A 17,710-nucleotide genomic window follows, 5' to 3' on the forward strand; every position below is an offset into this window, starting at 1 on the left:
CCATGAACGCCATCACGCCCGACGCCCTGCAAGCGGAGGCCCCCGACGCCACGCAGACCGCGGTGGCTGCCCTGGAAGAAGACATCGTCTTCGGCCGGCTGCACCCGCGCGAACGCCTGACCGAGGACGACCTGATGGCGCGCTTCGCCATGAAGCGCCACGCCGTGCGGCAAGTGCTGGCCGAGCTTGAACTGCTGGGCGTGGTGGAGAAAAAGCGCAATGTCGGCGCCGTCGTGCGGGCGTTTTCCACCCGTGAAGTGATGGAGCTGTATGCGCTGCGCGAAGTCCTGGAAGTGCATGCCGCCAGCCAGATGCCGCTGCCCGTGCCCGAAGCGCGGCTGGCGGCGCTGGTGACGGTGCAGCGCGAACACGACGCGGCGGTGGCCGATGGCGACGCGCGCCGCGTGTTCCGCAGCAACCAGCGCTTCCACCGGGAATTCTTCGGGCTGCTGGACAACGCCGTGCTGGGCCAGGCCATCGAGGAGTACGCCCGGCGCACCCACCCGATCCGCTTCGGCACGCTGGTGGCGGCCGGCTACCGCGAACGCGCTCGCCAGGAGCACTGGGCCATGATCCAGGCGCTGCGCGACGGCGACCGGGACGCGCTGATGACGGTATGCCGCGACCACCTGCTGCCCTCGCGCGACGCCTACCTGGCCTCGGAGCAGAGCGGAATCGGCCCCGTAGGCCCCGCCGCCATACGCCCCGCCCACTTCCAGCGACACCGAACCGGGATCCACGGCCGGCGCGTCGCTCTTGTAGTGCATCACCATGCCCGGAAACGCCATCACCGCGGCGACCATCAGCAGCTGGATCACGATGAACGGCACCGAGCCCCAATAGATCTGCCCCGTCGTGACCGGCTCGATCATCTTCCCGGTCACCCGGTCCTTGTAGCGGTCCCGCGGTGCGACGGACCGCAGGTAGAACAGCGCAAAGCCGAATGGCGGATGCATGAACGAGGTCTGCATGTTGACGGCCAGGATTACGCCGAACCAGATCAGGTCGATGCCCAGCTTGTCGGCCACGGGCCCCAGCAACGGCACGATGATGAACGCCAGTTCGAAGAAGTCCAGGAAGAAGGCCAGCACGAAGGTCAGGACGCTGACGACGATCAGGAAGCCCCACTGCCCGCCGGGCAGGCCAGTCAGCAGATGCTCGACCCAGAGGTCGCCGTTGACGGCGCGGAACGTCAGGCCGAACACGGTGGACCCCACCAGGATGAACACCACGAAGCAGGACAGCTTGGTGGTCGTGTCCATCGCCTGCTTGAGCAGGTCCAATGACAGGCGGCGCCGGATCAGCGCCATCAGGATGGCGCCCACCGCCCCCATGGCCCCGCCTTCGGTCGGCGTCGCCACGCCGATGAAGATGGTGCCCAGCACCAGGAAGATCAGCGCCAGCGGCGGGATCATCACGAACGTCACCCGTTCGGCCAGCGCCGACAGCAGGCCCAGCCGCAGCGCCTTGTTGATCAGCGCGATAACGAAGGCCGTGGCGCCCCAGAACAGCAGCGCCACCACGATGCGCTCGTCGACCGGCGCGGTGTTGTTCTCGACCCAAAGGCCCAGGAAGTAGGCCGACACGGCCGAAATCACCATCAGCACCAGCAGCGAACGCCCGCCCCGCGTGCCGTTCGGTTCCTGGAAGCGGCGCGCTTCTTCGGGCAGCGCGGGCGCCGAAGCCGGTTTCAGCAGGCTCATGATGACGACGTAAGCGATGTACAGGCCGGCCAGAATGAAGCCCGGCACCATCGCCGCCCGGTAGATGTCGCCGATGGAGCGGCCCAGCTGGTCGGCCAGGATGATCAGCACCAGCGACGGCGGGATGATCTGCGACAACGTGCCCGAGGCCGCGATCACGCCGCTGGCGAGCTTGCGGTCATAGCCGTTGCGCAACATGATCGGCAACGAGATCAGCCCCATCGAAATGACCGAGGCCGACACCACGCCGGTCGTCGCCGCCAGCATCGCGCCCACGAACACCACCGCGATGGCCAGTCCGCCGCGCACCGCGCCGAACAGCTGGCCGATCGTCTCCAGCAGGTCCTCGGCCATGCCGGAGCGCTCCAGCACCAGTCCCATCAACGTGAAGAACGGCACCGCCAGCAGCGTGTCGTTGGAGATGATGCCGAACACCCGTTGCGGCAGCGCCTGGAACAGCGAGGAATTGAGCAACCCCAGTTCCATGCCCACCAGGCCGAACAGGATGCCGTTGGCCGCCAGCGCGAACGCGACGGGAAAGCCCAGCAACAGGAAGACGATCAGCGTGGCGAACATGATCGGCGCCAGATTGGCAATGAAGAACTCCATGATCAGCGGCCCTTGTCGTCCAGTCCACGCAACGAGGCCGCTTCGCGCGCTTGCGCTTCACGGGCGATTTCCTCGGCCAGTTCCTCTTCCGCGCTCTTGGCGCCCTCGCGCTCGCGCGGATCGCGGCAGCGACCCATCAGGAAGCCGGCGCACTTGATCAGGTGCGACAGGCCGGCCAGCACCAGCAGCGCGAAGCCCACCGGGATCAGCAGCTTGACGGGCCAACGGAGCAGGCCGCCGGAGTTGGACGACTGTTCGTTGCTCAGGTAGGAATCCATGAACACCGGCCAGGACAGGGTCATGATCAACAGGCAGGCCGGCAGCAGGAAGAACACCACGCCGAAGACCTCGATCCAGACCTGGGCGCGCCGCGACAGCCGCGACGCGATGATGTCCACGCGCACATGGTCGTTCTTCAGCAGCGTGTAGCCCGCCGTCAGCAGGAACATGGCGCCGAACATGTACCACTGCAATTCCAGCCAGGCGTTGGAGCTGTAGTGGAAGACCTTGCGGATGATGGCGTTGCCGGCGCTGACCAGGACGACCAGCAGCGTCACCCAGGACACCGCCCGGCCCATCCGAAGGTTGATCGCGTCTATGCCGCGCGACAAGGCGAGTAGTGCTTGCATCTGTTTTCCCCAGAATTGTTTTTTGACCACACGTTTTTTTCCGGCCCCGGCACGGTCCGCCGCCCCGGGGCCAGAAACCTGCCTCAGCCGTCTTCGCGGTGGTGCCGCAGCCACGGCGTCGACCAGCGCTCCAGCCATGCCAGCAGCGCGAACAGCAACATGCCCATCAGCGCCAGCACGAAGATCGCGGCGAACACTCTCACAGTGTCGAAGGTGCCCTGGGCGCTCATGATCACGTAGCCCAGGCCGCGCTGCGACGACACGAACTCGCCGACGATCGCACCCACCAGCGCCAGTGATATCGACACCTTCATGCCCGCCAGGATCGAGGGCAGCGCGCTGGGCAGCCGCACCTTGAAGAAGAAATCGCGGCGCGACCCCTTCAGCACCCGGCCCAGGTCCAGCACGTCCTGCGGCACCGAGCGCAGGCCATGAACGGTGTCCACGATGATCGCGAATACGGCGATCAGGAACGCGATGGCTATCTTGGGCTCGGCGCCCGTGCCCATCCAGATCACGAACAAGGGCGCGATGGCGACCTTCGGCACGCTGTTCAGGGCCACGATCAGGGGATAGATGAAGCGTTCGAACCAGCGCGAACCGACCAGCATGATCGCGATCCCCACGCCGCCCGCCACCGCCAGCGCAAAGCCGGCAAGCGTGGTCATCAGGGTGTAGGCCGCGTGCCCTGCGTACCAGCTCCACTCGGACGCCAGTTCCAGCACCACTTGCCCGGGCAGCGGCAGCATGATGGGCCGGACATGGAACGCCCTGGCGGCGAATTCCCATATCAGCAGGAACACGGCCACCGACGCCAGGCCCGCCATCCGGCGGACGGTTCCCCGCAATAGCCGGATCATCGGGCGGCCTCCGCGCGGGCAGCCGTCCGAGCCCCCTCGTCGATCAGGCCCATTTGCTGGAACAGCCCCCGGATATGCCGCACGTATTCGCCGAAAGCCGGCGTTTCGCGCAGCGCCAGCGGCCGGGGCCGCGGCAGATCGATCTCGATCGTCTCCAGGATGCGGCCGGGGCGCGGCGAAAACACCATCACCACGTCGCCCAGGAACACCGCCTCGGCGATGCCATGGGTCACGAACAGCACCGTATTGCGCGTTTCCATCCAGATCCGCTGCAGCTCCACGTTCATCTGGTCGCGGGTCAGCGCATCCAGCGCCCCGAAAGGCTCGTCCATCAGGAGCAGTTGCGGGTCGTCGACCAGGGCGCGGCAGATCGCGGCGCGCTGGCGCATGCCGCCGGACAGCTCGCGCGGATAGCTCTGGGCGAAGGTCTCCAGCCCGGTCAAGGCCAGCAGCCCGCGCACCTTGGCCTCGTACGCGGCCACCGGCTTGTGCGCGAATTCGATCGGCAAGAGGATGTTGCGCCAGACGTTGCGCCATTCCAGCAGCGCATCGCGCTGGAACACCATGCCCATGCCTTGCGGCGGCCCCGCCACCGGCACGCCGGCCACGCTGAGTTCGCCGCTGGAGACCGTCTCCAGCCCCGCCACGCAGCGCAGGAACGTGCTTTTGCCGCAGCCGCTCGGCCCGAGGATGCTGACGAAGCGGCCCGGCGGCACCTCGACCGATACCGAGGCCAGGGCCTCGACGCCCGATGCCCCCGGATAGCGTTTCCGCACGTCGCGTGCCGCTACCGCCCACGGCGTCATGGTTGCACCAGATTGTCGTAGCGTTCAGGGTGCGCCAGGTCCGGCGCATAGAACGAGGCGGGGTCGGCGCCCGCGCCGACCAGCCCCACGGAAGACAGCGTCTTGACGGCCTGGACCCAATCCTGCGGCACGATGGCGCCCAGGCGCTGGCCCGCCGCGGGCTGCCCGAAGTACGGCTGCAAGGCGTCGATCTGGCCGCGCAGCACCGTCCTGTCCAGCCGGGCCTGCGGCCGCTGCGCCAGGATGGCGGCCACCGCCTCGTCCTGATGCCCGGCGTAGATGTATTCCCAGGCGCGTGCCGTCACGCCGGCAAAGCGTGCGATGGCGTCGCGCCGCTGCGCCAGCTTGGATTCGTTGGCGAACAGGCCGAAACTGGGCATGTTCAGGCCGAAGTCGGCAAAGCGCACCGCGCTGGACGGCCGGTTCTGCGAGACCACCGGCAGGAAGAACGGGATCGTGGAAAACGCGGCGTCGGCCCGCCCCACCGCATAGGTCGAGGCCTTGCCGGCGGCATCCACGTTGATCAGCTCCAGGTCGCTCTTCTTGAGCTTGCCCGCGGCCAGGAAGGCATCGATGAACGGCGCTTCCAGCGAGCCGGCGGTGTAGGCCACCTTCTTGCCCTTCAACTGGGCGGGGCCGGTGATGCCGGCGTCTGCCGGGACCAGCAACCCGATATCGCTCTGGCGCGCGAACACCGCCACCGCCTTGACGGGCATGCCCTTCTCGCGGGCGATCATCATCGAGGCCAACGCGGCGTGCCCCACGTCGAAACTGTCGCCGGCGCCGACGATCTGCACCGTCGTCACCGACCCGTTGCCATCCTCCAGCGACACGTCCAGGCCGGCCTGCTTGTACCAGCCCTTCTGCTGCGCCAGATGAAACGCCCCGTGCACGCCCCACGGCGTCCAGTCCAGCCGCACCCGCAGCGGCTCCAGCGCCTGCGCGCCGGCCGATGCGCAGAGCGCGGTCGCCGCCAGACCCAACAGCGCTTTGCGCCACCCTCTTGCGAATATCGCGTGCATGATTTTCCCCGTCATCCGTCGACACTGCGCGGCCGCCGCGCGGGCGGCGGCCGGTTCCCGTCCGCGCTCAGCCGCCCAGGCCGAACCAACGCTTGATGCGCGCCCACAGCACGCTGAAGAACATGGCCGTGGGATTGAAACTGGCTTGAACCAGGGGTTCGCCCTGGCCAGCGGGTTGACGCAGCCTGGCCGTCACGTTGTTGCCGAAGTCGGCGATCATGCGGCGCACGAAATCCTGCACCAGCCCCGAACGCGAGAACTGCGCCAGCGGCCCCTGCAGCGAATACAGCAGGTTCACGTTGACGCGCGTCTCGGTCGGCGACACCGCTTCAAGTTGATACGTGATGTCGCCATTGGCGCGCGACTGGCTGAGCGAGTCCTGCCCCGCGCCCCGGAACACGGCCCGCATCGCGGCGTCGTCCCGTTCCAGCCGGGCCGCGCCGTTGAAGGCCGCCGCCATCGGGCCGAACTTGATGGCGACGCGGCCTTTGACGCGGTCGCCTTCGTGCGATTCGATCGAGGCGCCCGGCAGGCAACTGGCCAGCGCCGGCAGGTCCACCATGAACGCCCAGACCTCCGCCGCGGGGAACGGCACCTGGAAGCCACCGTCGATCTGGCTGCCGCGGCCTTCCTTCTTGCCCGCCGGCGCGGCGGAAGCCACCGGCGGGGCGTCCGCTGCTGCGGACGCTGTGGCCGGTGCAGCGACACTCGCCGCCGTTGGGGTGAACCCGGCGAACGCCACGGGCTTTTCCGCCACCGGCGCGGCGCCGCGCCCCTGCGCCTGCGCCGTGCGCAGGGCCTGGACCGCCGCGTCGGGCTGCTCCCTCAAGTCCGCCAGCACCGACATCACCGCGGCGACGATGCCCATATAGCCCGTGCAGCGGCAAAGGTTGCCGGACAGCTCCACCCGCACCCGGCTTTCATCGGCCTCGGGCAGGCGCAGCACGATGTCGCGCGACGTCGCCAACATGCCCGGCGTGCAATAGCCGCACTGCAAAGCGTGGTGCTTCGTGAAAGCGGCGCGCAGCCGCTGCATCACCGGATCGGCGTCGTACCCCTCGATAGTGGTCACGTGCCGGCCTTCGCAAGCCACCGCGAACGAAATACAGGACCGCACCGGCGACCCGTCGACGAGCACCGTGCAAGCGCCGCAGACGCCATGTTCGCAACCCAGGTGGGTGCCGGTCAGGCGCACCTGATCCCGCAGGAAATCCCCCAGATGCATCCGCGCGGGCGCCTCATGCGACACGCGCTTGCCGTTTACTTCCAATGTCACCTGAACCATGGTTTTTCCTGTCAACCCAACGCCTGCGCCAGGCAGCGCGCCACGGCCGTCCCGTGCAGCTTGCGGTGGTGTTCATCCTTGTCCTGCATGACGCCGGCCAATTCCTTGGCCAGCAACGTCTCGTCCAGGGCGGCCAGGCCCTGCTGCGCGATGCGCGCCGCCAACTGGGGCAGCAGCTTGGGCGCGCCGTCCAGGGCGCCCACCGCCACGCGCGCCGTACCCGTCGCCGGATCGAACCAGGCGGCGCAACTGGCCTCGGCGAACTCGCCCGTCTTGCGGCAGAACTTGTAATAGCCCCAGCGCGCCTGCGGCCCCGGCACCGGAATGTGCACCGCCGCGATCAGCTCGTCGTCGCGCAACCCCGTCGTGTAGGCGCCTTGCATGTAGCCCTCGGCCGGCAGCATGCGCACGCCGTCCGGTCCCGCGATCTCCAGCGCCGCCCCCAGCCCCACCACCGTCAGCACCCAGTCGGCTGCGGGATCGGCGTGCGCCAGGCTGCCGCCCAGCGTCCCCCGGTTGCGGATGGCGCGGTAGGCGATGCCCGGGGCCACCTGCTGCAACGGGGTGCCGCGAAGCAGCTCGTACACGCCGTCCTCGATTTCAGCGTGCGTCACGGCTGCGCCCACGCGCAGCATGCCGCCCTGGCGCGTGACGGTCCGCAGCTCCGGCAAACCCGAAATGTCGATCACCACAGGCGGGCGCGCCAGGCGCAGGTTCAGCATCGGCCCCAGCGACTGGCCGCCGGCCATCAGCTTGGCGCGGCCATCGTGTTCGCGCAGCGCGCTCAGGGCTTCCTGCAATGTGCCGGGGCGCGCGTAGTCGAATGCGGCGGCCTTCATGCCATCACCTCGGCGGCGGCCTGAACCGGCTGCTTGCCCTGCGCGATGGCGGCCAGCACCCGCGTGGGCGACAAGGGCGTGCGCAGCAATTCCGCCGCGCCAAGCGGCCGCAGCGCGTCGTTGACCGCGTTGAACAGCACGGCCGGCGGCGCGATCGCGCCCCCCTCGCCCATGCCCTTGGCGCCGAATTCGGTATGCGGCGACGGCGTCTCGAAATGGTGCAGGCGCATGTTGGGGACTTCCGTGGCGCCGGGCAGCATGTAGTCCGCCAAGGTCGACGCCAACGGCTGGCCGTTCTCGTCGTAGGGCGTCTCTTCATAGAAGGCGGTGCCGATGCCCTGGGCCACGCCACCGATGGTCTGGCCTTCTACCACCATCGGATTGATCATGGTCCCGCAATCCTCCACCACCACGTAATCCAGGATCTCGACGCCGCCCGTGCCCGGATCCACCGCCACCACCGCCGCATGGGTGGCGTAGGTGAAGCAACCCGTGTCGACCTTGGGCTTGTAGCCCACCGTGACTTCCAGGCCGCTGGGGTCGACGTCGGGCGGCAACAACTGCGGCCGCAGATACCAGGCGTCCGCCACGTCTTTGACCGACACCGATTTGCCGCCCGCCTCCAGGCGGTCCTCGTTCCAGGCCACGCCGGCGGGATCGGCCTGCAGCAAGTGCGCGCCGATATGCGTCAGCCGGGGCAGCAGGCGCTTACAGGCCTGCGACACGGCGCCACCCGACATCACCAGCGAGCGCGACGCGTAGGTGCCAGTGGAAAACGGCGTCTGCCCCGTATCGCCGTGCAGCAGCTTGATGCTGCCCACGTCGACGCCCAGGATCTCGTTGGCGATCTGCGCGAATGTAGTCTCCATGCCCTGCCCGTGGGAATGCACGCCGACCCGCAACTCCAATCCGCCGTCGGGCGTGACGCGGGCCGTCGCCTGGTCAAAGCCCGGAATCACGGGCGTGCCCCAAGCGGCGAACACGGACGTGCCGTGCGCGGCCTGCTCGGTGTAGGTCGCAAGGCCCACCCCGATCAGGCGGCCGTCGGCTTCGCCGCGCCGCTGGCGTTCGCGCACCGCATCCACGCCGATCATGTCCATGGCCTGCTGCAAGCTGGCCGGATAATCGCCGCTGTCCAAATGCTTGCCGGTGACGTTGACGAACGGCATCTGGTCGCCCTGCACCAGGTTTTCCTGGCGCACCTCCCAAGGCTCGCGTCCGACTTCGCGCGCGATCGCGTCCATCGTCAGTTCCATGGCGAAGCACACGCCAGTGCGCGCCACGCCCCGGTACGGCACGAAGCCGGGCTTGTTGGTGGCCACCGCCCGCGTGACGCAGCGGTAGCCCTTGAAGGCGTACGGACCGGGCAGGTTGCCGATGGCTTGCCCCGGTTCCAGGCCGATGGTGAACGGCCACACCGAATAGGCGCCGCCGTCGATGGTGATCTTGGCGTCCAGCGCCAGCAGCTTGCCGCGGCGGTCGGCGTAAGCCACCATCTCGTAATGGTGTTCACGCGAGTTGGCGCCCGCGGTCAGGTGTTCGCGGCGGTCCTCGATGAAACGGAACGGCCGCTTGAAGGTCTTGGCAAGCCAGGCCACGCACAGCTCTTCCTGCTGCAGGACGCACTTGTATCCAAAGGCCCCGCCCACATCCGGCGACACCACCCGCACACGGCCCTGCTCCAGGTCCAGGCACTGGGCCAGCACGCTGCGGATCATGTGCGGCACCTGCGTGGCGCTGATCACCACCAGCTGGTCGGCCTGGTGGTCCCAGTACGCCAGCACCGCCTTGCCCTCCATCGGGACCATGCATTGGCGCGCCAGGTCGATCTTGCGCCGGACCACCACGTCGGCCTGCGCCGCGTATTCATCGAACTGCTTATCGGCGTTGAGCGTGACGAAGACGTTGTCGCGCCATTGCTCATGCAGCAGGTCGCCCGTCGCCGCCTGCGAGCTGTCCACGTCCGCGTATACCGGCAGGTCGTCGTAATCGACCTCGATCATTTCGGCATAGTCCTCGGCTTCGGCGCGCGTCGGCGCAAACACCATGGCGACGGGTTCCCCCACGAAGCGCACCTTGCCGGAGGCCAGCGGCGGCTGGGCCGACGCCTGATAAGTAGGCAGCGTCGAATCGGCCACGATGTCGCGCGCATCGGGCATCGCCTGACGCAGGAACACGTTGCCGGCCACCGCGTCGGCCACGCGCACCGCCGAAATGCGCGCATGCGCAAGCGGGCTGCGCAGGAACGCGACTTCGCTCAGGCCCGGCATGGCCATGTCGGCCACGAAATTGCCCTTGCCGTGCAGGTGGCGCGCATCTTCCTTGCGCGGCACCCGCGCGCCCACTCCCTGCGGCTTGCCCGGCCGGCCGTGCGTATTGGCGTGTTCTGTCGTCATGACTGCCTTCTGCCTCCCGGGATCACTTGGCCTGCGACTTCGCCACGGCGGCGAAAGTGTAGTTGTCCAGCGGGCTTTCGGCGACGCGGAACCAGCCGGCCTGGTCCACCTGGAACTTCTTCCAGTCCGGATAGATCGCGGCGAAGTCAGGGTTCTTGGCGGACAGCTCCACCCACAGTTCCTGTGACGCGTTGTAGGCCGCGTCCATCACTTCCTTGGGGAAGAAGCTGACTTTGGCGCCGCCGGCGATCAGCTTGCGCAGCGCCAGGGGGTTGCGCGCGTCGTAGTTGGCAAGCATGCGCATGGTCTGTTCGCCCGCGGCGGCTTCGAACGCGGCCTGGTAGGCCGGGGGCAGCGCGTCCCAGGCCTTGTCGTGCACCATGCTGGTGATCGAGGCGCTGCCTTCGAACCAGCCGGGTGAATAGTAGTAAGGCGCCACCTTGTTGAAGCCCAGCTTCTCGTCGTCGTAAGGCCCGATCCACTCGGCGGCGTCGATGGTGCCCTTTTCCAGCGCGGGATAAATATCGCCAGGCGGAATCTGCTGCGGCACCGCGCCCAGCTTGGACAGGACCATGCCGCCGATGCCGCCGATCCGCATGTTCAGGCCCTTCAAGTCGGCGACCGACTTGATCTCCTTGCGGTACCAGCCGCCCATCTGCACGCCGACGTTGCCACAGACGTGGTTGACGATGTTGTACTTCTTATAGAGTGCGCGCAGCATCTTCAGGCCGCCGCCGTAATGGATCCAGGCGTTGTGCTGGCGCGCGCTCAATCCGAAGGACAGTCCGGTATCGAACGTCAGCGCCGTGTTCTTGCCGATGTAGGCGGTGCTCAGCACGTGGTTGCATTCGACCGTTCCGTTGCTGACCGCGTCCATGTTCTGCGCCGCGGGCACCAGTTCGCCGCCAGGGAACGCGCGGATCTCGAACTTGCCTTCCGTCAGTTGCGACACGCGCTTGCACAGCTCTTCGGCCGAACCGTAGATGGTGTCCAGGCTCTTGGGCCAGCTGGTCGACATGCGCCAGCGCACCGCCGGGGCGGATTGCGCGATGGCGGGCATGCCCACCGTGGCAAGTCCGGCGCCGGCGGCGCCAGCGGCTTGTGCGAGGAAACGGCGTCGTTGCATGTAGTGCTCCCGATCTGATTAGATTGAGTCCCCTTGGACCCGTCTCAACCCATGCCAACGCCGCTATTTTTAGACTGAAAAAAACGTTAGCACACTGAATTGTTGATCAGCATACTGACAGTAATTTTGAGTGTCAACAAGGTTAATCCCGACTTCGAAACGCGTGAAAACCCTGCGTTTCCAGCCGCTTACGAGCGCACTGCAAGCCGCCGGCAATCAGGCCTTCGGGGAAATCCCTAGCTCCTGCCTTGATTTTTTGGGCAGTACACTGACGTCATTACTCAGCATACTGATTAGAGAGACAATATGAACTGGATCCGCATTGCCTCGACCGACCAACTGACCGACGACGACGAGGTCATCCCCGTCGCCGCCGGCGAAAAACAGCTGGCGCTATATCGCAGCGACGGCGAGTTCTTCGCGTCGGACAACGTCTGTACGCACGCCTATGCGCTGCTGTCCGACGGCTATCTGGAAGACGGCTGCATCGAATGCCCGTTGCATCAGGCCAGGTTCGATATCCGCACCGGCGAAGCCAAGTGCGCCCCGGCCACCAGCGGCATCCGGGTGTACCCGGTCAAAGTCGAAGGCCAGGACATCTACGCGAACGTGCAGGGTTGACCATGGCCGACGCCGACTCGATCCTCATCATCGGCGCCGGGCAGTCCGGCGCGGTAGCGGCGGCGGCCTTGCGCGACCTGGGCCATGAAGGTCCCATCACGCTGATCGGCCGCGAAGCCCATGCCCCCTACGAACGCCCGCCCCTGTCCAAGGCCGTGCTGCAGGCGGCCGAGGCGCATGCGCAGACGGCCGTCCATCCCGGCGGCTTCTATGAGCAGCGGCGCATCGCGCTGCTGACCGGCGCCGAAGCGGTTCGGCTGGATCCTGCCGGCCATCTTGTCCATCTGGCTGACGGGCGCAGCTTGCGCTACCACCGCTGCCTGCTTGCGACCGGCGGCCGCGCGCGCGAACTGCCCAACCTGCCCCGCGGCACCCCCGGCGTGCATTACATCAGAACGCTGGATGACGCGGCCGCGCTGCGCGCCGGCCTGACGCCAGACGCGCGCGTCGCCGTCATCGGCGGCGGCTTCCTGGGCCTGGAAGTCGCCTCTACCGCGCGCGCGCTGGGGGCCCGCGTGACCGTGCTGGAAAGCGCCCCGCGCCTGCTGGAACGCGTGCTGCCGCCGGCCTTGTCGGATTGGCTGGCCGAACGCGTCCGCCACGCCGGCGTGACGCTGCGCCTGGACGCGCGCATGGCGCGCTGCACCCGGCAGCCCCATCCAGACGAGTCGGTCCGCCATCAAGCCCGTTTCACGATCGAATTGCAGGACGCCGCCTTGATCGACGCCGACGTGGTGGTGGTTGCGATCGGCCTGGCGCCCGAGGTGTCGCTGGCCGCCGAGGCCGGCCTGGCCCTGGACGCCGCCAACGGCGGCATCGTGGTCGACGCCCAGTGCCGCAGCAGCGATCCCGACGTCTACGCCGCCGGCGACTGCGCCAGCCAGCACCGGCGTCATCTGAACATGGCGCTGCGGCTGGAATCTTGGCAGAACGCCAACGAACAGGCGCGCGCCGCCGCCGCCGGCATGCTGAGCCAGCCCGCGCCCGGCGAGCCCTACCCCTGGTTCTGGACCGACCAGTTCGGCTGCAACGTGCAGATGCTGGGCCTGCCGCAACCGGGCCTGGCCTATGCCTGCCGCGGAACGCCCCAAAGCGGCGCCGACGCGCCCAAGTTCATCTGGCTGGGCCACCGCGACGGCATCCCCGTCCATGCCATCGCCATCAACGCCGGCGGCGACCTGCGCCAACTGCGCGTGCTGTTCGAACAAGGCTTGCGCATTGATCCGCTGCGCTACGCCGACGAAACCGTGGCGCTCAAGCCGCTGGTGAAAGCCTGCCAGCAGCACGCGGCCGCCACGCCCTGAATTCCATTGTTGCCCCGCCTCGACAGGAGCTTTCCATGTATCAATCACAAACCGTCATCGGCCGTACGGTAGCCATCAAGGACGCCACCCTGGCCGACTGTGTCTGGCCGGAAGACGCGCTGCACTACATCCCCGACTGGGTCTATACCAGCAACGCCGTCTACGACCAGGAAATCGAAAAGATCTTCCACGGCAAGACCTGGAACTACGTGGCCCTGGAAGCCGAATTGCCGAATCCGGGCGACTACAAGCGCTCTTACGTGGGGCCGACGCCGGTGGTGGTCTCGCGCGCGGAGGACGGTTCGGTCAACGTGTTCGAGAACCGCTGCGCGCATCGCGGCGCCGAGTTCTGCCGCAACAGCCAGGGCAACGCGAAGGAATTCGTCTGCCCGTACCACCAGTGGTCGTACGATCTGAAGGGCAATCTGCAAGGCATCCCCTTCAAGCGCGGCGTGAACCGCGAAGGCGGCATGCCCAAGGACTTCAAGAACGAAGAGCACGGCTTGCGCAAGCTGCACGTGACCACGCGCAACGGCGTCATCTTCGCGTCCTACAGCGCTGACGTCGAACCCATCGACCAGTACCTGACGCCCGAGATCCTGACCGACTTCGACACGGTCTTTCCCGGCAAGAAGCTGAAGATCCACGGCTACTACCGAAATGAGCTGCCGTGCAACTGGAAGATGTACCACGAGAACCTGAAAGACCCGTACCACGCGACGCTGCTGCATTCGTTCCTGGTCGTGTTCGGGCTGCTGGTGGCCGGCAACAAGTCGGCCATGCTTGTCGACCCGGTGCACGGCCGCCACGGCACCATGGCTTCCGCCAAGAGCGAGGACAAGTACGCCAGCGTCAGCGAAGAGAACAAGAAGGAAATGCGCTCCTTCCATGACGGCCTGCATCTGCAGGACGACCGCTTCCTGGAATTCGTGAAGGAATTCGATTCTCCCTGGTCGGTGACGATGCAGACGGTGTGGCCCAACCTGATCGTGCAGCGCGAAATGAACACGCTGGGGGTGCGCCAGATCGTGCCCAACGGGCCCGACAGCATGATCATGCAATGGACCATGTTCGGCTACGAGGACGACACGCCTGAAATGGAGCGCCACCGCCTGCGCCAGGGCAACCTGATGGGGCCGGCCGGTTTCCTGGGTCTGGAAGACAACGAAGCCATGAAGTTCGTGCAGGAAGGCGTGCGGCGCGCCAGCACGGACGTCAACGTGCTGAAGCTGGAATCCGGCAAGCAAGGCACGTCCAACACGCTGATTTCGGAGGCCGCGATCCGCTCGATGTACAGCTACTACCGTGGCGTGATGGGCTTCTAAGGCAGGAACCGAGAAAAATGAGAACCCGATTCGAATTCACCCCCCGCAAGATCGCCCCGGCGCGCGCCATCGCGCTGCGCCAGGAAATCGAGGAATTCCACGCCGAATACTGCGCGACACTGGACGCCGGGCAGGTCGAGGCCTGGCCCGGCTTCTTCACCGAGGACGGCCTGTACCGCGTGACCGCGCGCGAGAACGCCGAGCTGGGCCTGCCGGTCGGGCTGGTCTATTCCGAGGGCCGCGGCATGATGCAAGACCGCGCCGTAGCCATTTCCCGCACCCAGATGTTCGCCCCGCGCTACATGCTGCACCTGGTCTGCAACACCCGCGTGATCAGCGAATCGGCCGACGGCGAGATCGAGGCCCAGGCCGCGTTCATGCTGATGCAGACCCTGGTGGAAGGCCCCACGACCCTGCACCTGGCCGGCACCTACTACGACCGTTTCACGCGGCAGGACGACGTGCTCAAGCTGAAAGAGCGCCAGGTGGTGTACGACACCACCATCCTGGCCAATGATCTGGTGTACCCGGTCTAGGCCGGCGCGCCGTTAACGCCGAAAGGGGTTGCGCCGCCAGGCGCAACCCCTTTTTTTCTGGAAGGCCGCCGACGCCGTCAGGCCTGCGTCGCGCGGACCGCTTCCTCGCGCGTCAGCACGGTGGCGTACTTCTGACGCATGTCGAACAGGTTGGCCTCGTGCGGGCCGATGGCGCGGTCGCCCACGCAGTCCGACACCACCAGCGGCCGGAAGCCGTACTGCATCGCGTCCACGACGCTGGCCCGCACGCAGCCGCTGGTGACCGCGCCCGCCACCACCAGCGTCTGCACGCCGCGCTGCGACAGCCATGCCGCCAGGCCGGTGCCGAAGAACGCCGACGGCACCGTCTTGCGCACCACCAGTTCCCCGGCGGCGGGCGTCAGCTGAGGCACGATCGCGCTGTTGGGATGCGCTTCCTTCAGCGTCAGCATGCCCGGGACCTTCAGCGTGAAGATGTTCTGGTCGGCGTCGTCGTCCGCGAACACGATACGGCTGTGCGCCACCGGCCAGCCCTGGCGGCGGGCATGCGCCAGCAAATGCGTGGTCTGCTCGATGGCCGGGGCGATGTTGCCGCCGCCGAAAACGGCCGGGTCGGCAAACCCGTTCACCAGGTCCACGATCAGCAGACCGTAGGGCGGCTTGGGGGCCATCGCAGCGCCGAAGCCCTGGCGTTCGTAGGCGGAGATATCGTCGTGCATGCGTCGGGTTCCTGGTTCGGAAGTGGGGTGCGTCATGGCCTAGTCCTGCCCGGCGGCGCCGTCCAGCACCTTGCCCTGGCGGACCACGTCTTCGCCGTCCAGCCGCACGATGCAGCCGCGCAGCGGGATGTCGATGTGGCAGGTGGTGGTCCGGCTGCCGCCCGCCTCGTTGTTCGGGCCCAGCGAGAACAGGAAATTCCCCTCGTACGCCCGCGCATCCATGCCGATGGTGGCCTCGCGGTCGTACAGCCCCAGCGTTGTCCAGTGCGCGCGCGGTTGCAGGCCCCAGCCGATATGCGATATCGCATACGCCTCGGGGTCCCGGAACGACGCCACGTACTCGCGCAGCAGTTCCGCGTCGACCCCGCCTTCGATGCGCGTGGCGAAGCCGTCTTCTACCGTCAGCGTGATCGGCGACCGCACGTACAGTTTCTGCGGCAGCAGGATGTCGCCCGCGTCGATGACGATCCTGCCGTTGGCGCCGCGCTCGTTGGGCCAGGTCAGGACAAAGCCGCTGGGCCAGTGGTCCCATCGCCCCGGTTCATCCACGAAGCCGTATTCGCTGATGGCGGGAAACTCGCCCAACGGGCAGCGCAGGTCGGTGCCCGCGTCCGACACCACGCTCATCTCGCGTGCGGCGCCGATGCGTGCGGCCGCGGCCTTCACCCGGGTGCGGTCCGCCTCGGAAGGCACCAGCCGCGCCAGCACCTCGGGGGGCTCCACCGCCAGCAGGATCTTGGTGCCGGTGGCGAGGATCTCGTGCTGCTCCGGTGAAAACAGCAGCGTCATCAGGTCCAGCACCAGATCGCTTTCCTTCAGCGCCGCGATCGCGGGCCTGTTCCCGGTCAGCGGCGTGGTGCCGAGGTAGGCCAGCGAATCGCGGCTTAACGCCTTTTCGCCGTTGACGGGCGGCAAGTCCAGCCGGTTGACCACCGCCCCCATCGACTGCGCCGCGATCAGCGCGGTCGACAGCGTCTGGGGGTGCGTCGCGGCGCTGGTCAGCACCGTCACGGACTGGCCGGGCTGTAGTTTGGACAAGGTCAGCACCTGCTGCCAGGCCTTCACCAGTTCATAGTCGCTTACAGGCATGAGTCTCTCCTTGCTTGAGGGCCCGGCGATTCAGGCCCGCGCCAGCGGCGCACCCAGGAAATCGCCAAAAGCCGCGTAGAAGCCTTCCTCGTTGTCCCACGGGATCATATGACCCGCCGCGGGCACCCGGTGATGCCGCGTGCCGGGCGCCAGCCGCGCGATTTCGGCCACGTCCTCCTCCAGCACCACGTCGCCCTTTTCCGCCGTCACCAGCAGAACCGGCACGTCCACAAGCGGCAGGTCGGCATGGATGTCGTCGGTCTGGAAGGCCTCGAAGCTCTGGACGATGGCGCGCTCGTCGCAGGTGTGCAGCCATTCGGCGCGCAGTTGGCGTTGTGCGTCCGTCCAGGTTGGGCAGAACGCGCGCATGGCCTCGGCATCCATCCCGTGGCGGGCCTGCGCCATGGAATCGACGTACCAGGGCAGCTTGGCCGGATACGGCCGGCGGCCGGGGCCGGACACCGGCGGGTCGACCAGGACCAGGCGGCCAAGGCCCGCCGGCCGGCTCCGGGCCGCGCGCACGCCGATGCGCCCGCCCATGGAATGGCCGACCAGGCTGTAGCGTTCAAGTCCCAGCGCGTCCGCGAAAGCCAGCACGTCGGCGGCTTGCGCGTCCAGTCCGTAGTCCAGCGCCGCGCCGGCTTCCGACAGGCCGCGTCCGCGCACGTCCAGGATGTAGGTATCGAACGTCTTGCCGAACCGCTCGCCCACGAAGCCCCAGGTGGCGGCGGGGCTGGTGATGCCCGGCACGATCACGACCGCGTCGCGGCCCGCCGCGTGGCCGCCGCCGTAGCGCAGGTAGTGCTGGCGGATGCCATTGGCGTGGACATTGCCGCCATAGAGAAATGTGCTCATGGCCGTT

15 protein-coding genes and 2 pseudogenes are annotated in these 17,710 nt (G+C 67.4%); 5 read left to right on the forward strand and 12 right to left on the reverse strand.

Going from position 1 to position 17,710, the window contains the following annotated elements:
• Positions 1-2: 2 nt before the first annotated feature.
• Positions 3-668: pseudogene (locus A9973_RS15655) on the forward strand (GntR family transcriptional regulator); the annotation flags it as partial.
• Here the strand turns inward: A9973_RS15655 and A9973_RS15660 are convergent.
• From A9973_RS15660 to A9973_RS15700, 9 genes and pseudogenes are all read right to left on the reverse strand, one after another.
• Positions 669-2,312: pseudogene (locus tag A9973_RS15660) on the reverse strand (TRAP transporter large permease subunit); the annotation flags it as partial.
• Positions 2,313-2,314: 2 nt separating this feature from the next.
• Complete coding sequence (locus A9973_RS15665) at positions 2,315-2,941, reverse strand: TRAP transporter small permease subunit (protein ID WP_183014667.1); 627 nt, start codon at positions 2,939-2,941, stop codon at positions 2,315-2,317.
• Between the two features lie 83 nt (positions 2,942-3,024).
• Positions 3,025-3,801 (reverse strand): ABC transporter permease, encoded by a 777-nt coding sequence (locus A9973_RS15670; RefSeq protein ID WP_183014668.1) that lies wholly within the window; start codon positions 3,799-3,801, stop codon positions 3,025-3,027.
• Positions 3,798-4,607, reverse strand: coding sequence for an ABC transporter ATP-binding protein (locus tag A9973_RS15675; protein ID WP_183014669.1), 810 nt, complete (start codon positions 4,605-4,607; stop codon positions 3,798-3,800). The genes A9973_RS15670 and A9973_RS15675 overlap by 4 nt, the downstream gene beginning before the upstream one ends.
• Complete coding sequence (locus A9973_RS15680) at positions 4,604-5,629, reverse strand: ABC transporter substrate-binding protein (protein ID WP_183014670.1); 1,026 nt, start codon at positions 5,627-5,629, stop codon at positions 4,604-4,606. Before A9973_RS15680 ends, A9973_RS15675 begins: the two co-directional genes overlap by 4 nt.
• A 67-nt stretch (positions 5,630-5,696) precedes the next feature.
• Positions 5,697-6,914: a 2Fe-2S iron-sulfur cluster-binding protein gene (locus A9973_RS15685; RefSeq protein ID WP_183014671.1), complete on the reverse strand. Its 1,218-nt coding sequence runs from the start codon at positions 6,912-6,914 to the stop codon at positions 5,697-5,699.
• An 11-nt stretch (positions 6,915-6,925) separates the two neighbouring features.
• Positions 6,926-7,753, reverse strand: a complete 828-nt coding sequence (locus tag A9973_RS15690; protein ID WP_183014672.1) for a xanthine dehydrogenase family protein subunit M — start codon at positions 7,751-7,753, stop codon at positions 6,926-6,928.
• The gene (locus tag A9973_RS15695) at positions 7,750-10,149 is read right to left on the reverse strand and encodes a xanthine dehydrogenase family protein molybdopterin-binding subunit (RefSeq protein WP_183014673.1); all 2,400 of its coding nucleotides are present in this window, start codon (positions 10,147-10,149) and stop codon (positions 7,750-7,752) included. Before A9973_RS15695 ends, A9973_RS15690 begins: the two co-directional genes overlap by 4 nt.
• 22 nt (positions 10,150-10,171) lie before the next feature.
• The gene (locus tag A9973_RS15700) at positions 10,172-11,275 is read right to left on the reverse strand and encodes a TRAP transporter substrate-binding protein (protein WP_183014674.1); all 1,104 of its coding nucleotides are present in this window, start codon (positions 11,273-11,275) and stop codon (positions 10,172-10,174) included.
• Between the two features lie 306 nt (positions 11,276-11,581).
• Between A9973_RS15700 and A9973_RS15705 the strand changes: the two genes are divergently transcribed.
• The 4 genes from A9973_RS15705 to A9973_RS15720 are packed head-to-tail and all read left to right on the forward strand — an operon-like array spanning position 11,582 to position 15,061.
• Positions 11,582-11,896, forward strand: coding sequence for a non-heme iron oxygenase ferredoxin subunit (locus A9973_RS15705; protein ID WP_183014675.1), 315 nt, complete (start codon positions 11,582-11,584; stop codon positions 11,894-11,896).
• 2 nt (positions 11,897-11,898) lie between these two features.
• A complete protein-coding gene (locus tag A9973_RS15710) occupies positions 11,899-13,200 on the forward strand; it encodes an NAD(P)/FAD-dependent oxidoreductase (protein ID WP_183014676.1) in 1,302 nt (433 codons plus the stop codon).
• Positions 13,201-13,235: 35 nt separating this feature from the next.
• Entirely contained in the window at positions 13,236-14,525 is a 1,290-nt protein-coding gene (locus A9973_RS15715; protein WP_183014677.1) for an aromatic ring-hydroxylating dioxygenase subunit alpha, read from the forward strand.
• 17 nt (positions 14,526-14,542) lie between these two features.
• Positions 14,543-15,061 (forward strand): nuclear transport factor 2 family protein, encoded by a 519-nt coding sequence (locus A9973_RS15720; RefSeq protein WP_183014678.1) that lies wholly within the window; start codon positions 14,543-14,545, stop codon positions 15,059-15,061.
• A gap of 77 nt (positions 15,062-15,138) precedes the next feature.
• Here the strand turns inward: A9973_RS15720 and A9973_RS15725 are convergent, their stop codons facing one another.
• From A9973_RS15725 to A9973_RS15735, 3 genes are read right to left on the reverse strand one after another with little or no spacing between them, the layout of a single operon-like run.
• Entirely contained in the window at positions 15,139-15,759 is a 621-nt protein-coding gene (locus tag A9973_RS15725) for an N-carbamoylsarcosine amidohydrolase (protein WP_183014679.1), read from the reverse strand.
• A gap of 39 nt (positions 15,760-15,798) precedes the next feature.
• Positions 15,799-16,848, reverse strand: a complete 1,050-nt coding sequence (locus A9973_RS15730) for a 2,5-dihydroxypyridine 5,6-dioxygenase (RefSeq protein WP_183014680.1) — start codon at positions 16,846-16,848, stop codon at positions 15,799-15,801.
• 30 nt (positions 16,849-16,878) lie between these two features.
• A complete protein-coding gene (locus A9973_RS15735) occupies positions 16,879-17,703 on the reverse strand; it encodes an alpha/beta fold hydrolase (RefSeq protein ID WP_183014681.1) in 825 nt (274 codons plus the stop codon).
• Positions 17,704-17,710: the final 7 nt, after the last annotated feature.

It is taken from the genome of Achromobacter sp. UMC46 (assembly GCF_014170335.1).
GTDB lineage: Bacteria > Pseudomonadota > Gammaproteobacteria > Burkholderiales > Burkholderiaceae_B > Achromobacter.

Bases quoted from the DNA above. Each gene is read 5' to 3' on its own strand.
- A9973_RS15680 (WP_183014670.1), bottom strand. From the start codon at position 5,629: ATGCACGCGATATTCGCAAGAGGGTGGCGCAAAGCGCTGTTGGGTCTG.
- A9973_RS15685 (WP_183014671.1), bottom strand. From the start codon at position 6,914: ATGGTTCAGGTGACATTGGAAGTAAACGGCAAGCGCGTGTCGCATGAG.
- A9973_RS15735 (WP_183014681.1), bottom strand. From the start codon at position 17,703: ATGAGCACATTTCTCTATGGCGGCAATGTCCACGCCAATGGCATCCGC.
- A9973_RS15695 (WP_183014673.1), bottom strand. From the start codon at position 10,149: ATGACGACAGAACACGCCAATACGCACGGCCGGCCGGGCAAGCCGCAG.
- A9973_RS15675 (WP_183014669.1), bottom strand. From the start codon at position 4,607: ATGACGCCGTGGGCGGTAGCGGCACGCGACGTGCGGAAACGCTATCCG.
- A9973_RS15715 (WP_183014677.1), top strand. From the start codon at position 13,236: ATGTATCAATCACAAACCGTCATCGGCCGTACGGTAGCCATCAAGGAC.
- A9973_RS15725 (WP_183014679.1), bottom strand. From the start codon at position 15,759: ATGCACGACGATATCTCCGCCTACGAACGCCAGGGCTTCGGCGCTGCG.
- A9973_RS15670 (WP_183014668.1), bottom strand. From the start codon at position 3,801: ATGATCCGGCTATTGCGGGGAACCGTCCGCCGGATGGCGGGCCTGGCG.
- A9973_RS15720 (WP_183014678.1), top strand. From the start codon at position 14,543: ATGAGAACCCGATTCGAATTCACCCCCCGCAAGATCGCCCCGGCGCGC.
- A9973_RS15705 (WP_183014675.1), top strand. From the start codon at position 11,582: ATGAACTGGATCCGCATTGCCTCGACCGACCAACTGACCGACGACGAC.
- A9973_RS15690 (WP_183014672.1), bottom strand. From the start codon at position 7,753: ATGAAGGCCGCCGCATTCGACTACGCGCGCCCCGGCACATTGCAGGAA.
- A9973_RS15730 (WP_183014680.1), bottom strand. From the start codon at position 16,848: ATGCCTGTAAGCGACTATGAACTGGTGAAGGCCTGGCAGCAGGTGCTG.
- A9973_RS15700 (WP_183014674.1), bottom strand. From the start codon at position 11,275: ATGCAACGACGCCGTTTCCTCGCACAAGCCGCTGGCGCCGCCGGCGCC.
- A9973_RS15665 (WP_183014667.1), bottom strand. From the start codon at position 2,941: ATGCAAGCACTACTCGCCTTGTCGCGCGGCATAGACGCGATCAACCTT.
- A9973_RS15710 (WP_183014676.1), top strand. From the start codon at position 11,899: ATGGCCGACGCCGACTCGATCCTCATCATCGGCGCCGGGCAGTCCGGC.